The sequence below is a fragment of the Comamonas sp. Z3 genome, from assembly GCF_008121565.1.
Taxonomy (GTDB): domain Bacteria; phylum Pseudomonadota; class Gammaproteobacteria; order Burkholderiales; family Burkholderiaceae_C; genus Comamonas; species Comamonas brasiliensis.
In genome coordinates this window covers 309,006-324,173 of record NZ_VOQU01000001.1, presented here as the reverse complement: position 1 = coordinate 324,173, position 15,168 = coordinate 309,006, and the positions used below count along the sequence as shown (strand labels likewise).

Sequence of the window (15,168 nt, the reverse complement as noted above, 5' to 3'; positions counted from 1 at the left end):
TCTATTCACCCAACCGCCACAGACACCGGGAAACGCCCGCCGCGCAGCCCGGTGTCGAAGCAGCCAGGCTGCGCAGGGGTTACGAGAGTTTTATGTTCACCACCGAATTTCTGGATCTGCCCGCACTGGACTCCGCCAACGGCACCGTCAGCCTGCCCGGCTCCAAGAGCATCTCCAATCGCGTGCTGCTGCTGGCCGCGCTGAGCCAGGGCACCACCACCATTCACGACCTGCTGGATTCGGATGACACCCGCGTCATGCTGGCCGGACTCAAGCAACTGGGCTGCAGCATCAGCCCGGACGTCGTCACCCCCGGCCGGGCCATTGAGGTCACCGGCATCGGCGGTCAGTTGCCGGCCGGCACTGCGGCCACGCTATTCCTGGGCAATGCCGGTACGGCCATGCGCCCGCTGACTGCGGCGCTGTCGGTGCTGGGAGGCGACTTCGAGATGACCGGCGTGCCCCGGATGTACGAACGCCCGATCGGCGACCTGGTCGACGCGCTGCGCCAGCTGGGCTGCAAGATCGACTATCTGAAGGACGAAGGCTTTCCGCCCCTGAAGATCGGCCAGCCCGACTTCAGCCAGCTGGGCACCGACTCCATCAAGGTGCGCGGCGATGTCTCCAGCCAGTTCCTGACCTCGCTGCTGATGGCCCTGCCCCTGCTGGCCAATGTCCCCGGGGCACAGCGCGACATCTCCATCGAGGTGGTGGGCGAGCTGATCTCCAGGCCCTATATCCACATCACGCTGGAGCTGCTGGCGCGCTTCGGCATTGCCGTGAAAAACGACCGCTGGCAGCGCTTCGTGATCCCCGCTGGCAGCCACTACCAGTCGCCCGGCGCCATCCATGTGGAGGCCGACGCCTCGTCGGCCAGCTACTTCATCGCGCTGGGCGCGATTGCCACCGGCACCACCGATGACGCCGATGCCGACAACGCGCCGCAACCCAAGAGCATCCGCATTCTGGGTGTAGGCCAGGACTCGATCCAGGGCGATATCCGCTTCATCGAGGCCGCCCAGGCCATGGGCGCCCGGATCGAAAGCGGCCCCAACTGGCTGCAGGTCAGCCGTGGCAGCTGGCCTCTGAAAGCCATCGACCTCGATTGCAACCATATTCCCGACGCGGCCATGACGCTGGGCACCATGGCGCTGTATGCCGACGGCGTGACCACGCTGCGCAACATCGCCAGCTGGCGCGTCAAGGAAACCGACCGCATTGCCGCCATGGCGATCGAGCTGCGCAAGCTCGGCGCCGCGGTAGAAGAAGGTGCGGACTACATCCGCATCACTCCCCCGGCCGGCAAGGCCGCCTGGAAAGCAGCCAGCATCCACACCTATGACGACCACCGCGTCGCCATGTGCTTCTCTCTGGCGGCCTTCAACCCGGCCAAGCTGCCCGTGCGCATCGAAGACCCCAAATGCGTGGCCAAGACCTTTCCCGACTATTTCGAGGCACTGTTCTCCGTCAGCGAAGCCGAGCGCGAGCATGTTCCCGTGATCTGCATCGACGGGCCCACGGCCTCCGGCAAGGGCACGATTGCCGCAGAAGTCGCCAGGGCCCTGGGCTACCAGCTGCTGGACTCCGGCGCGCTGTATCGCATCACCGGCCTGGCCGCATCGCGTGCCGGCATGACGCTTGACGAATCGAACGAGGAAACCATTGCCGAAATGGCGCTGGACATGCCAGTGCGCTTCGATGCGCAGCAGCGTGTATGGCTCGGCGACGAGGATATCAGCCTGGCCATTCGCAGCGAAGAAGCCGGCATGAACGCCTCGCGCGTCTCGGCCCTGCCCGCCGTGCGCACCGCGCTGGTGGATCTGCAGCTGTCCTTCCAGGCTCTGCCGGGACTGGTGGCCGACGGCCGCGACATGGGTACGGTCATCTTCCCCCACGCCCCGCTCAAGGTCTATTTGTCGGCATCTGCCCAGTGCCGCGCGGAGCGCCGATATAAACAGTTGATTTCCAAAGGAATTTCAGCTAATATGTCCACCCTTTTGGCAGACCTTGAGGCAAGAGACGCGCGCGACATGAATCGCGCCACCGCTCCGCTCAAGCCCGCCGAGGATTCTTTGCAGCTCGACAGCTCCGAAATGACCATTGAAGAAGTGGTTGCCCAGGTGCTGTCGTGGTGGCAGGAACGCCAGCCGTTTGGCCGCTCTTGAGACTTCGGCTTGAAGTTTTCGAGGCAGCCCCGCATCTGGCTTGTTGGCCCTTGATGCCAGGCTTTCGCAGACCGCGAACCGGCAGCAAGGTTGTTAACCTTTAACCCCGTGGGCCCAAAAACCCACAACCTCCGCAATCAGTCTTAAAAACGCTTGGCAATGGTGCCGGCGGAAACCTGGTTGCGGGCAAGGAACTACATGTCTGAATCTTTTGCCGCCCTTTTTGAAGAGTCGTTGACACGCACCGAAATGCGTCCTGGCGAAGTTATCACCGCTGAAGTCGTGCGCGTTGAGCACAACTTCGTGGTGGTGAACGCCGGCCTGAAGTCGGAAGCCTACGTGCCCCTCGACGAGTTCAAGAACGACCAGGGCGAAGTCGAAGTCCAAGTGGGTGACTTCGTGTCCGTGGCCATCGGCTCCATCGAAAACGGCTACGGCGACACCATCCTGTCCCGTGACACCGCCAAGCGTCTGGCTTCCTGGCTGTCGCTGGAAAAGGCTCTGGAATCCGGCGAATTCGTGACCGGCACCACTTCCGGCAAGGTCAAGGGCGGCCTGACCGTTCTGGTCAACGGCATCCGCGCTTTCCTGCCCGGTTCGCTGATCGACACACGTCCTATCAAGGACCTGACTCCCTACGAAAACAAGACCCTGGAATTCAAGGTCATCAAGCTGGATCGCAAGCGCAACAACGTGGTGCTGTCGCGCCGCGCTGTGGTGGAAGCTTCCATGGGCGAAGAGCGCGCCAAGCTGATGGAAACCCTGAAGGAAGGCGCTATCGTTCAGGGCGTGGTCAAGAACATCACCGAATACGGTGCGTTCGTGGACCTGGGCGGTATCGACGGCCTGCTGCACATCACCGACATGGCATGGCGCCGTGTGCGTCACCCCTCCGAAGTGGTGACTGCTGGTCAGGAAATCACTGCCAAGATCCTGAAGTTCGACACCGAAAAGAACCGCGTGTCCCTGGGTCTGAAGCAAATGGGCGACGATCCCTGGATGGGCGTGGCTCGCCGCTACCCCTCCGCTACCCGTCTGTTCGGCAAGGTCACCAACATTGCTGACTACGGCGCATTCGTGGAACTGGAACCCGGCATCGAAGGCCTGGTGCACGTTTCCGAAATGGACTGGACCAACAAGAACATTGCTCCCACCAAGCTCGTGTCCCTGGGCGACGAAGTGGAAGTCATGGTTCTGGAAATCGACGAAGACAAGCGTCGCATCTCCCTGGGCATGAAGCAGTGCAAGGCTAACCCCTGGCAAGAATTCGCCCAGAACACCAAGCGCGGCGACCGCGTGAAGGGCCCCATCAAGTCCATCACCGACTTCGGCGTGTTCGTGGGTCTGGCTGCCGGTATCGACGGCCTGGTGCACCTGTCTGACCTGTCGTGGAACGAAGCCGGCGAAGCCGCTGTTCGTAACTACAAGAAGGGTCAAGAAGTCGAAGCCATCGTGCTGGCCGTGGACGTTGAGCGCGAGCGCATCTCCCTGGGCATCAAGCAGCTGGACAGCGATCCCTTCACGACCTTCGTGACCGTGAACGACAAGGGCCAAGTTGTGACCGGCAAGGTCAAGACTGTGGACGCCAAGGGCGCTGAAATCGACCTGGGCGAAGACATCATCGGCTACCTGCGCGCTTCCGAAATCTCGCAAGACCGCGTGGAAGATGCTCGTTCCGTCCTGAAGGAAGGCGACGAAGTGACTGCCGTGGTGGTGAACGTGGATCGCAAGAGCCGCAACATCCAGCTGTCCATCAAGCAAAAGGATCACGCTGAACAGCAAGTCGCCATGGCTTCCCTGTCGGCTCAGTCCTCCAAGGAAAACGCTGGTACCACCAGCCTGGGCGCTCTGCTGCGCGCCAAGCTGGACGCTGACAAGTAAATCTTGCATCAGCCGGTCAGCCAGCTCGTCTGACTGACCGCCAAGCGTCAAAGACAACGGGCGCCCTGTGCGCCCGTTGTTGTTTTCAACCTAGAGCCTCCGTCACCCGATGACCCGATCCGATCTCGTCGAAGAACTTGCCGCCCAATTTGGCCAACTCAACCAACGTGATGCCGAGCAGGCCGTCAAAACCATTCTGGATGCCGTCAGCGATGCCCTGGTGCGCGGTCACCGTATTGAAATTCGCGGCTTTGGCAGCTTTGCCATCAATCACCGCCAGCCCCGCATAGGCCGCAACCCCCGCTCGGGCGAGTCCGTTCAGGTTCCTTCCAAGCGCGTTCCTCATTTCAAGCCCGGCAAGGCGCTGCGCGAAGCCGTGGACAATCTCAAGGCCGACGACTCCTCTGCGGCACAGCAGCCCAAGATCGCCTGATTACCGCAGGCACTGCCAGTGCAGCCCGAGGCTGACCCTACAGTCTGTTTGCCAGCCCGCACATAGGCTGGCCTAAAATCTTCCCGTCACACAAGGCGCATAAAGGGAAGCATGAAATACCTGCTGTGGCTGCTCAAGGCAGCCATTTTTTTCACTCTGTTCGCATTCGCGCTCAACAACCAGCAAGACGCCACCGTGCATTTCTTCTTTGGCACGGCCTGGACGGCACCTCTGGTGCTGGTGGTGCTGGCGGCTTTTGCGCTGGGCCTTTTTGTCGGGGTGCTGGGCATGGTGCCGCGCTGGCTCAAGCATCGCAGCGCAGCGCGCGAAGCACAGGCCACTCAACAGGCACCGAACACCGCAGCCAACGCCACCAGTGCAGCACCTGCGGTGAAGGAACAGAACTCTTCTTCGATCATTGCGCCGGGCGACGTGCATGGAATTTAATCTGACTTGGATTTTGCTGGGCCTGCCTGCGGCCTTTGTGCTGGGCTGGCTGGCATCCCGCTGGGATTTGCGCCAGGTGCGTGCCGACAACCGCCAGGCTCCCAAGGCATACTTCAAAGGCCTGAATTTTCTGCTCAACGAGCAGCAGGACAAGGCCATCGATGCCTTTATCGAGGCCGTACAGAACGACCCCGACACCACCGAACTGCACTTTGCACTGGGCAATCTGTTCCGCCGCCGCGGCGAATACAACCGTGCGGTGCGCGTCCACGAGCATCTGCTCAGCCGCGCCGACCTCACCCGCCCCGACCGGGACCGTGCCCAGCATGCACTGGCACAGGACTTTCTCAAGGCCGGCCTGCTGGACCGCGCCGAGGAGGCTCTGAACCGCCTGGAAGGCACGCAGTACGAAGGCGAGGCACGCCTGGCACTGCTGGCCATTTACGAGCGCTCGCGCGACTGGGCCCAGGCAGCGGCCATCGTGCGCAAGATGCAGGCCGCAGGCCAGGGAGACTTCAGCACCCGCCTGGCCCACTATCTTTGCGAAGATGCGCAATCCCAGGTGGCCCATGGCCAGCTCGACAAGGCTTTTGCGCAGCTGCAGCAGGCCCTGGAGACTGCGCCACAAGCTCCGCGCCCCCGACTGGAGCTGGCCCAGCTCCAGCATCGCCAGGGCCGGTCCGAGCAGGCTTTGTCCAGCCTTCAGGCGCTGGCGCAGAACAGCCCCGCAGCCCTGCCCCTGGCTGCCAGCCTACTGGTGGAAGTGGCCGAAGCAACGGGCGCGCTCGCCGAGGCTCGCGATCTGCTGCTCAAGCACTATGCGCAGGCCCCCTCGCTGGACCTGCTGCAGGCACTGGTCGCAGTCGATCAGAAAAGCGGGGATGCAGAAGCCCCCGGCCGCCAGCGCCTGGTGCAGCATCTGGAGCATGAGTCGTCCCTGGTAGCGGCCGCTCAATGGCTGGAAGGCGAGACCCTGACCGAAGAGCAGTACCATGCCACCGTGCAAAAGGCACTGAACCATGCCACCAAACCCCTGACCCGCTACCGCTGTGCGGCCTGTGGCTTTGAAGCCCGCACCCATTTCTGGCATTGCCCCGGCTGCCAGAGCTGGGATAGCTACCCGGCACGCAGGGTCGAAGAGCTGTAAGCACTTCTCGAAGAAAAAAGAGCGCCCAGGGCGCTCTTTTTTAATGCACGTGACCGCCCCGGTTAATGGCCGCCCCACTCATCGGCCGGCATATCCTGCTTGCCGATCAGCCAGGGCAGGCGCGAGGACACCCCGACCAGCGCCCCCACGGCCCAGAACAGGGCCGAGACACCGACCACCGTGCCCAGCGAGCCGAACAGCACCGGCATCAGCACGCTGGAGCCGTTGATGGCCATCATGCGCAATCCCAGCGCCTCACCATGACGCTCGGGTGGCGTGATCTGATGAATCATGCTCATCACCATGGGCTGCACCGATCCCAGCACCACGCCCAGCAAGACCGAACAGGCGCCCATGCTCCAGGCGCCGGGCATGAAGGGGTAGGCGATGAACAGGGCGCAGGCGGCAACCATGGCGCCCAGCACCACTTGCGATTCGGCCATATGGCGCGTGATGATGGGCATCAACAGGCGGATCACGGCCGCTGCAATCGCAAAAGCCCCCAGGATGCTGCCGATCACCGAGGCAGGCAGTCCGCGTTCATGACCCAGAATGGGCACGACAAAGGTATGCACATCCCAGCAAGAGGAAAGCGCCCAGTTCAGCAGCAACAAGCGCCTGAAGCCCCGGTTCTGCACCAGATCCCAGGCCGTTGCCTTCTGGTTCGCGCTCTCGGCCTGCAGCGCCGGCAGCTCCTGCACCGTTCTCGCCCAGAACCAGGCCGCCAGAGGCATCAGGGTCAGCAGCAGGAAGGCGGCCCTGAAGCCCGTGGTGCTGGCCGCTTCTGCGCCTGCATAGTCGATCAGCAGCCCGGCCGCAAACGGTCCCAGAAAGTTGGAAATGGCTGGGCCAATCGCCAGCCAGCTGAAGACCTTGCGCAGCTCGTCCTTGTTGTGTGCCATGCGCCCCACATGGCGCTGCAGGGCGATGAGCGCCATGCCGGCTGCGCCGCCCGTCAACAAAGCGCTCAGACACAGCACCGGATAGATCGGGAACAGCACGGCCACTCCCGCTCCGGAACAGGCGGCCACCACACTGATAATGAGCGGGCGCTTGAGCCCGTGACGGTCTGCGTAGCGCCCGGCGGGCAGCGACAGAAACACCTGGGTCAGTGCAAACAGCGCCAGCAGCATGCCGACCGCGGCTGCGCTATAGCCCTCCTTGAGCGCCAAAAGCGGCGTGGCCATGCGCATTCCGGTCATGGTGCCGTGGATACAGACTTGCGCAAGGATCAGGCGCAGCAGGGCTGCATTCATTCTTCGTCCTCGCTGGCGCTCTGATCGCCTCCAGGCGATGTGGCCGGAAACAGGGGCTGCTCCTGCCCGGCTTCATTCGGCAGCTCCTGCACATTGCGCAAATGACGCTGAATGGCGCGCGTGCGCACACCCACCTGATCGAACTTGCGCGCAGCGGCATCGATGGACTTGCGCGTGGCCTCGACCACCTCGCCGAACTTGCCGAACTCGGTCTTGACCTGACCGAGCACACCCCAGACTTCGGACGAGCGCTTCTCGATCGCCAGCGTCTTGAAGCCCATCTGCAGGCTGCTGAGCATGGCGGCCAGATTCGCGGGACCGGTAATCACGATGCGATGCTCGTTCTGCAGCGCCTCGACCAACCCCGGACGCCGCAGTACCTCGGCAAACAGGCCCTCGCTGGGCAGATACATGACGGCGAAGTCCGTGGTGTGCGGCGGCGCGACATACTTGCTCGCAATCTTTCTGGCTTCGCCGCGAATCGATGTCTCGAAGGCATTGCCTGCCGCGACAATGCCCACGCGATCCGCGCTGTCCTGCGCATCCTGCAGGCGCTGGTAATGCTCGACCGGATATTTGGCATCAATGGGCAGCCATACGGGTTGCTCGTCGTTGCGCCCCGGCAGCCGGATGGCGAACTCGACCAGTTCATCGCTGTCAGGCACGGTCTTGACGTTTCTGGCGTACTGCTCTGGCGTGAGCACATTGTCGATGATGCTGCCCAGCTGCAGCTCGCCCCAGGTGCCACGCGACTTCACATTGGTCATCACGCGCTTCAGATCGCCTACGCTGCCCGCCAGGGTCTGCATCTCGCCCAGCCCCTTGTGCACCTGCTCCAGCCGGTCGCTGACCAGCTTGAAGGATTCGCCAAGACGCTGCTCCAGCGTGGCATGCAGTTTTTCATCGACGGTGCGGCGCATCTCGTCGAGCTTGAGGGCGTTGTCGCTCTGAATCGTGGCCAGGCGCTCGTTGAGCGTCGCACGCAACTGCTCGGCCGTGGTCTGCTGGCCCTGCGTCAGCGCAGCCAGCTGCTGGCTCACCGCGTCCTGCAACACGGCAAACTGATGGCGCAGCTGCTCGCCATTGCTGCCCAGCTGATCCTTGAGCGCAGCCCCCATATTGGTACTCATATGCGTGAGCTGGTGCTGGATATCACCCTTGAGCGAGTCCAGCGTGCCACGTGTGGTCTCGGCCAGTGCCTCGAAGCGCTGCTGGACATGGACGGCCTGCTCTGCACTGCTTTGGGCCAGTGCCGCGCGAGCTTGCTGGCTGTCGCCCGTCAGCCGCTGCGCAAGCTGAGCCACCTCTTCACGAAAGGAAGCCAGCGCCACCGCCTGCTCGCGCCGCGCGGCCAGCGCATCTTGCTGGGTCTGGGCCAGCTGGGTCTGCACATGCTGGGTGACACGATCCAGGGCACCCTCACTCTTGGCCACCGTCATCTGGGTGCTCTGGCTGCTGCGCTCCAGCTGCTGCAGCCTGACATCCAGCGCCTGCAATCCCTGCAGCAGCTGGGCTTGCAGCCTCATCGCATCAGGACCAAGAGCCAGCTGCGTCTGACGGCGCAGCCCCTGCAGCCACCACAGCAGCACCAGGAGCAGGGCCACCATCAATGCGGCCACCGCCGCCAACCCAAGCCACCACGTAGTCACTGTCTTGCCACGCCTTTCACACTCTTGTTTTCATAGCTGGAAGCGCTCTCGAGCAAAGCGCTACGGGCTGTTTTGCATTGAAAATTCGCAACAGGCATTGCAGACTGAAGTTTGCAAGCGCTAGCGCGCAGGCAAATTATCAGCCCTCAGAGCCACGAAAAATCCAATGCTGACAAAAGTGCTGGTCCCGGTTGCAGCCTTGGCGACAGCGAGGCTGCAATCGGTTGACGCAAGAATCAGGCGTCGGGGCCGACCTGCTGGGCAATGGCCATGGCGAACTTGCCACCGCCCACCGACCAGTCGGAATAGTCGTTTTCGTGCGTGAAGATGAACACGTCGCTGGGGGCCACACCCGCATCTTTTTCCAGATTGGCTGCGATATGGGCGTAGAGGGAACGCTTCATGGCATCGCTGCGGCCACGACGCATGGTGATCTCCACCACCACCACACGATCCGAGCGCTGGTAGCCGTTGAAGGTGCGGCTGAAAAAGAACTTCTGCTCGTCATAGTCATCAACCATGTTGAACAACTCATCGGCAGGCATGCCGATGCCATCGATCAAGGCCTGATGAATCCCGTTGACGATGGCCTGGCGCTGGGCGGGCGTGGTGTCCTTGTGGACGCTGGTGCGGATAAAAGGCATTGCTGTCTCGCTTGAAATAAGAAAAGCCCGCTGCGCGTTCACACGCCATGCGGGCAGAAATTATCAAAGCCGAAAAAGCGCTCAGATCACGCATCCGCCCTCAAACTGATGTGACGAGAGCCGACGTAATGGAGACGCATCAGCCAAGCTGATTGACGGGTGTCAACGGCCCCTTGCCAGCCAGGAAGGAGATCAGATTGTCCGCCGCCAGAGAGGCCATGGCCGTACGCGTGCCCTTGGTGGCGCTGGCGATATGGGGTGTCAGCACCACATTCGGCACCGTCAGCAGCTCGGGATGCACGGCCGGCTCGCCTTCGAACACATCCAGCCCCGCTGCGGCAATGCGCCCATCTTTCAGCGCCTGGGCCAGCGCCGCATCATCCACGATGCCGCCGCGCGCAATATTGATCAGCGTGGCCGTGGGCTTCATCAGGGCCATTTCTGCCGCACCTATGGTGTGGCGGTTCTCGGGGGTGAACGGCAGCACCAGCATCAGGTGATCCGCACGTTCGAGCAACTCCTGCTTGCCGACATAGCTGGCCTTGCACTCGGCTTCCAGTCCAGCATCCAGACGCGAGCGATTGTGATAGATCACCTCCATGCCGAAGCCGTAGGCCGCACGACGCGCAATTGCCTGACCGATGCGGCCCATGCCCAGAATCCCCAGCGTGCTGCCATGCACCTCGGCGCCGGCAAACAGGTCGTAATGCCAATCCTTCCAGAGCCCGGCACGCAGATAGTGCTCGCTCTCGGTAATGCGGCGCGCCGTGGCCATCAGCAAGGCAAAGCCGAAATCGGCCGTGGTCTCGGTCAGCACATCGGGGGCATTCGTGCCCTGCACGCCTGCGGCCGTCATCGCGGGCACGTCGAAATTGTTGTAGCCCACCGCCATATTGGCCACGATCTTGAGCTGCGGACAGGCGGCCAGCAATTCGGCATCGATGCGCTGCGAGCCCGTGGTCAGCACGCCATCCTTGCCCTGCAGCTGCTGTGCCAGCTCAGCTGGAGACCAGACCACATCGTCCTGATTGGACTGCACTTCAAAGTGCTGCTGCAGCCGCTGCACCACCTCGGGTGAAATGGCACGGGCGATCAGAATGCGAGGCTTGTTGCTCATCGTTGTTTCCTCTTCAAGTGATGGGTGATGGCAGCACTACTGCCAGGCCGCGCTTTCACGGCCTATAGAAACCAGATCCAGGTGATCAGCACCAGCAGCGGCACCAGCACGCAGACCGACCAGAGCATGTAGCCGAAAAAGCCCGGCATCTTCACGCCGCGATCTTCGGCAATCGCCTTGACCATGAGATTGGGCGCATTGCCGATATAGGTATTGGCGCCCATGAACACGGCACCGGCAGAGATGGCGGTCAGCGTCAGCGCCATCTCGGTCATGAGGTGCGCGGGGTCGCCTCCGGCGGTATTGAAGAACACCAGATAGGTCGGAGCATTGTCGAGGAAGGAAGACAGCAGGCCCGTGGCCCAGAAATACATGGCCGGGTTGGGCGTGCCATCGGCATTGGTCACGGCTCGTACCACGGCACCGAACGGCCCCTCGGCACCCGCCTTGAGCATGGCAATGACGGGAATGATGGTCAGGAAGATACCTGCGAACAGCTTGGCCACTTCCTGCATGGGCCCCCAGCCGAACTCGTTGGCCCGGTGCACGCGGGCTGGCGTGAGCTTGAGCGACAGCAGCGCCACGGCCAGCAGGCCCAGATCGCGCACAAGACCAGGCAGACCGACATGGGTGCCGGCAATCTCGAAGCCAGCAGGAGTGCGCCAGATGCCGCTGACCAGCACCAGAGCTACCACCACCATCAGCAGCACAAAGTTCACGCGGCCTTCAAAGCCCAGGCGGCTGCGAGCGCCGGTCGCGTCCATGCTGGGCGTGGGATCGGGCAGATCGGTCTCGCCCTTATGCCCCATCAGCCTGTGATCCAGCACATAGAAGACGGCGAGCAGCGCCAGCGTGAGGAACAACATCGGGCCCCAGATGTGGCTCACCGTCCAGAAGAAGTCCACCCCCTTCAGAAATCCCAGGAACAACGGCGGATCTCCGAGCGGCGTCAGAGCCCCCCCGGCATTGGAGACGATAAAGATGAAGAACACCACCACATGGGCCTGATGACGGCGGTTGTCGTTGGCGCGCAGCAAGGGGCGGATCAGCAGCATGGAAGCTCCTGTCGTGCCCATGAAGCTGGCCAGTAGTGCTCCAATGGCCAGAATGGCGGTATTCAGTCCCGGCGAGCCGCGCAGATTGCCTCGCACATAGATGCCGCCAGCCACCGTGTACAAGGCGGTCAGCAGGATCACGAACGGCAGATACTCGGCCAGCAGGGCATGCACCAGATTCATGCCCGCCGCGCCCGGCCCGTAAACCAGGGCAAAAGGCAGCATGAAGGCCAGCGCCCAGCCGGCGGTGACCTTGCCGAAATGGTGATGCCAGAATTGCGGCAGCAGCAGCGGCATCAGCGCAATCGACAGCAACATGCCCACAAACGGTATGCCCCAGGCGACCGACATGGCCGCGCCATTGATCTCTGCGGCTCGCGCAGCGCCCACCGCCAGCGTCAGAAACGCGGCAGCTGCGGCCTTCATCCAAGATTTGCTGATCAAACGCCCATCCTCCCTGATTCTGGCCCTGCAGCCGGCGCGGCTGCCGCCTCTGATTCCTGATTTTTAAGCCGGCGCGACCGGCTCCGGCGGCGCAATGCTGAACACCTGACGCAGATAGGCCAGATATTTTTCATCGTCACACATGCTCTTGCCCGGCGTGTCCGAGAGCTTGGCTACCGGCTGCCCGTTGCAGCGTGTCATCTTGATCACGATCTGCAAGGGCATATGCTCGGGAGGATTTCCCAGATCGTTGGTCAGATTGGTGCCGATGCCGAACGCCAACTGGCAGCGACCGTTGAAGCGCTCGAACAGCCCGATGGTTTTGGGGATCGTCAGCCCATCGCTGAAGATCAGCACCTTGCTCAGCGGATCGATCTTGTTGGCCTTGTAATGCGCGATCAGGCGTTCACCCCAGTCAAACGGGTCGCCGCTGTCATGGCGCGCGCCGTCAAACAGCTTGCAGAAGTACAGATCGAAATCACGCAGAAAGGCCGACATGCCATAGACGTCGGACAGCGCAATGCCCAGATCGCCCCGGTACTCGCGCGCCCAGGACTCGAAGCCGAAGATCTGGCTGTCGCGCAGGCGTGGGCCCAGCGACTGGCAGGCCTGCAGATATTCGTGGGCCAAGGTCCCCAGCGGGATCAGGCCCAGCTTCATCGCATACAGCACGTTGCTGGTGCCCGCCAGTTGCCCCTTGCGCTGGCCGTTGACCCGCGCCGTCCCCGAGTGACCCAGCCTGGCGCAAAGCACCCGCAGAACCTCTTCATGCCAGGCCCTGGAAAAGCGCCTGCGAGTGCCGTAATCGGCAATCTTGAGCGACTCCAGGCCAGGCGCCTGCAGCAACTCGATCTTCTCGTCCAGACGCTTGCGCCCTTCCAGGAAGTTGGGCACGGGCTGGGTATTGCGGAAATACACCTCGTTGACGATGGCCAGCACCGGGATCTCGAAGAGGATGGTGTGCAGCCAAGGGCCCTGGATGGTGATGTCGATCTCGCCGCTGGCCAGGGGCGTGACCGTGATGTATTTGTCGTTGAGCTGGAACAGGCTCAGGAAATCGACAAAATCGCTCTTGATGAAACGCAGCGAACTCAGATAGGCCAGCTCGGCATCCTGAAAGCGCAGCTTGCACAGAGAACGGATCTCTTCGCGAATTTCATTGACGTACGGAGCCAGCTGCACGCCAGGGTTGCGGCATTTGAAGCGGTACTCCACCTGCGCGCCCGGAAACTGATGCAGCACCACCTGCATCATCGTGAATTTGTACAGGTCGGTGTCTAGCAGACTGGTGATGATCATGGACGACGGTGGGCCTGGCGGTCCGTTCAGTCATGGAACAAGGCTGGCTCAAAACACAGGCTAAGCCAGCCTCAACATAGACTGACGAGTGTAGGCGATTCCACACCCTGTACCGTGGTCGCTGCCCCTAAGTGCTTCGTGCCGATGCCGGCTTTGCAAGCGCCGCCGGATACCCGATTCAAATCGCCCTTGAACGCTTGACAGGCATACGCAAGAAGCTATCTTTTTACTATTCGCCAACCGGCTCTGCACGCAGCAGCGGCTGCAGGGCCGCACGCAAGGCCTGGGGCAAGGCCACGGGCCGGCGCGACTGTCTGTCGACATAGACATGTACAAAATGCCCGGCAGCAGCCGACTGGCTCTCGCCCTCAGCAAACAGCCCCACCTCGTAGCGCACGCTGGAGCTGCCCAGATGGGCCACGCGAATGCCTGCCTGTACCCGCTGCGGAAAAGCCAGCGAGGCAAAGTAATTGCACTGCGTCTCTATGACCAGGCCGATCGTCTGGCCTTCATGGATATCCAGCGCGCCCTGCTCTATCAGATAGGCGTTGACCGCAGTATCGAACCAGCTGTAGTAGATGACGTTGTTCACATGACCGTAGACATCGTTATCCGACCAGCGCGTGCTGATGTCGCGAAACACAGGATAGGAGTCACGCGCCTGTGGCTGGGCGCGCAAGGGTTTGCCATGGTTGGAGGATGCAGTCATGCAGCCATTGTGCAGAGGAGCCCAGGCGCCGCCAGCACCACCGCGACAGGGCCTGGAAGTCACTGCTCGCCAACACATGACGCAGCGCATCAAAAAACACAGCTATGGATTTTTTTGTCAGTTATCAGACATAACAAAGTTTTTAAAAATCAAATACTTATCGAAAACAAAGAGTCATCAATCTTTTTGCTGCAACGCAACAAATTAAAGCTTGCATTGCTGCAAATTCTCTTTCACAATGCACTCATGCTGCACTGCAACATAGAACTGGCTCAGAGCTAGCGGCGATGTCAGAGCAGAAGTTTCCTCCGGTCCGATCCCTTTGTTTGATCCGTAATTTTGGAGAATTGCTATGAGCCTGACCCCTGACCAAATCCTGAGCGCACAAAAAGCCCACTTCGAGACGCTGTTCGGCCTGACCAGCAAAGCTTTCGAAGGCGTGGAAAAGCTGGTGGAACTGAACGTCACCGCTTCGCGTGCCGCCCTGACCGAAGCTGCCCAGCACACCCAAGCCGTGCTAAGCGTCAAGGACGCCCAGGAACTGCTGACTCTGCAAGCCGGCCTGTTCCAGCCTTTGGCCGAAAAGACTGCCTCCTACAGCCGCCATCTGTATGACATTGCCAGCAACACTGCCGGCGAATTCAACAAGGCTCTGGAAGTGCAATCCACCGAAGCCCGCAAGAGCTTCAACTCCCTGCTGGACAATTCCACGAAGAATGCGCCTGCCGGCTCCGAGTCCGCTGTGGCCATGGTCAAGAGCGCCGTTTCTGCCGCCAACAACGCTTTCGAATCCGTGCAAAAGGCGGTCAAGCAAGCCTCCGACATGGCCGAAGCCAATTTCAACGCGGCTACCAAGACAGCAACCGAAGCTGTCAAGGCCACTACCACTGCCAAGCGTTAAGCACATGGTTATTGGCATGCT

At 61.6% G+C, this 15,168-nt stretch carries 13 protein-coding genes; 6 read left to right on the top strand and 7 right to left on the bottom strand.

Translation table 11 applies throughout. The features are described 5' to 3' along the window. The first annotated feature begins 92 nt into the window (after positions 1–92). The 5 genes from FSY59_RS01585 (at position 93) to lapB (ending at position 6,073) form a co-directional block, all read left to right on the top strand. A complete protein-coding gene (locus tag FSY59_RS01585; RefSeq protein WP_148728339.1) occupies positions 93–2,165 on the top strand; it encodes a bifunctional 3-phosphoshikimate 1-carboxyvinyltransferase/cytidylate kinase in 2,073 nt (690 codons plus the stop codon). 198 nt (positions 2,166–2,363) lie between these two features. After that, complete coding sequence (rpsA, locus tag FSY59_RS01580; protein WP_003057144.1) at positions 2,364–4,046, top strand: 30S ribosomal protein S1; 1,683 nt, start codon at positions 2,364–2,366, stop codon at positions 4,044–4,046. 109 nt (positions 4,047–4,155) lie between these two features. Next, the gene (locus FSY59_RS01575) at positions 4,156–4,479 is read left to right on the top strand and encodes an integration host factor subunit beta (protein WP_043371680.1); all 324 of its coding nucleotides are present in this window, start codon (positions 4,156–4,158) and stop codon (positions 4,477–4,479) included. 111 nt (positions 4,480–4,590) lie between these two features. Beyond that, the gene (locus FSY59_RS01570) at positions 4,591–4,926 is read left to right on the top strand and encodes a lipopolysaccharide assembly LapA domain-containing protein (protein WP_003057146.1); all 336 of its coding nucleotides are present in this window, start codon (positions 4,591–4,593) and stop codon (positions 4,924–4,926) included. Then, complete coding sequence (gene lapB, locus FSY59_RS01565; RefSeq protein WP_003057147.1) at positions 4,916–6,073, top strand: lipopolysaccharide assembly protein LapB; 1,158 nt, start codon at positions 4,916–4,918, stop codon at positions 6,071–6,073. Before FSY59_RS01570 ends, lapB begins: the two co-directional genes overlap by 11 nt. A 62-nt stretch (positions 6,074–6,135) precedes the next feature. Here the strand turns inward: lapB and FSY59_RS01560 are convergent, their stop codons facing one another. The 7 genes from FSY59_RS01560 to FSY59_RS01530 all read right to left on the bottom strand — a co-directional run bounded on the left by FSY59_RS01560 (position 6,136) and on the right by FSY59_RS01530 (position 14,246). Further along, a complete protein-coding gene (locus FSY59_RS01560; RefSeq protein WP_003057149.1) occupies positions 6,136–7,329 on the bottom strand; it encodes an MFS transporter in 1,194 nt (397 codons plus the stop codon). After that, positions 7,326–8,936 (bottom strand): DNA recombination protein RmuC, encoded by a 1,611-nt coding sequence (gene rmuC / locus FSY59_RS01555; protein WP_148728561.1) that lies wholly within the window; start codon positions 8,934–8,936, stop codon positions 7,326–7,328. The genes FSY59_RS01560 and rmuC overlap by 4 nt, the downstream gene beginning before the upstream one ends. A gap of 278 nt (positions 8,937–9,214) precedes the next feature. Continuing rightward, positions 9,215–9,622: a tautomerase family protein gene (locus FSY59_RS01550; protein WP_003057151.1), complete on the bottom strand. Its 408-nt coding sequence runs from the start codon at positions 9,620–9,622 to the stop codon at positions 9,215–9,217. A gap of 139 nt (positions 9,623–9,761) precedes the next feature. Beyond that, on the bottom strand, positions 9,762–10,739 hold the full coding sequence (locus FSY59_RS01545; protein WP_003057152.1) for a D-glycerate dehydrogenase: 978 nt from the start codon (positions 10,737–10,739) through the stop codon (positions 9,762–9,764). 62 nt (positions 10,740–10,801) lie between these two features. Next, positions 10,802–12,220, bottom strand: a complete 1,419-nt coding sequence (locus FSY59_RS01540; protein WP_148728560.1) for a sodium:proton antiporter — start codon at positions 12,218–12,220, stop codon at positions 10,802–10,804. Between the two features lie 81 nt (positions 12,221–12,301). Next, positions 12,302–13,537, bottom strand: coding sequence for a nicotinate phosphoribosyltransferase (pncB, locus tag FSY59_RS01535; RefSeq protein WP_003057154.1), 1,236 nt, complete (start codon positions 13,535–13,537; stop codon positions 12,302–12,304). A gap of 229 nt (positions 13,538–13,766) precedes the next feature. Then, positions 13,767–14,246 carry a thioesterase family protein gene (locus FSY59_RS01530; RefSeq protein WP_148728338.1) on the bottom strand — a complete coding sequence of 160 codons (480 nt, stop codon included), beginning with the start codon at positions 14,244–14,246 and terminating at the stop codon, positions 13,767–13,769. A gap of 352 nt (positions 14,247–14,598) precedes the next feature. Here FSY59_RS01530 and FSY59_RS01520 point away from each other — a divergent pair, with 352 nt between their 5' ends. Beyond that, positions 14,599–15,147 (top strand): phasin family protein, encoded by a 549-nt coding sequence (locus tag FSY59_RS01520; RefSeq protein ID WP_003057161.1) that lies wholly within the window; start codon positions 14,599–14,601, stop codon positions 15,145–15,147. Positions 15,148–15,168: the final 21 nt, after the last annotated feature.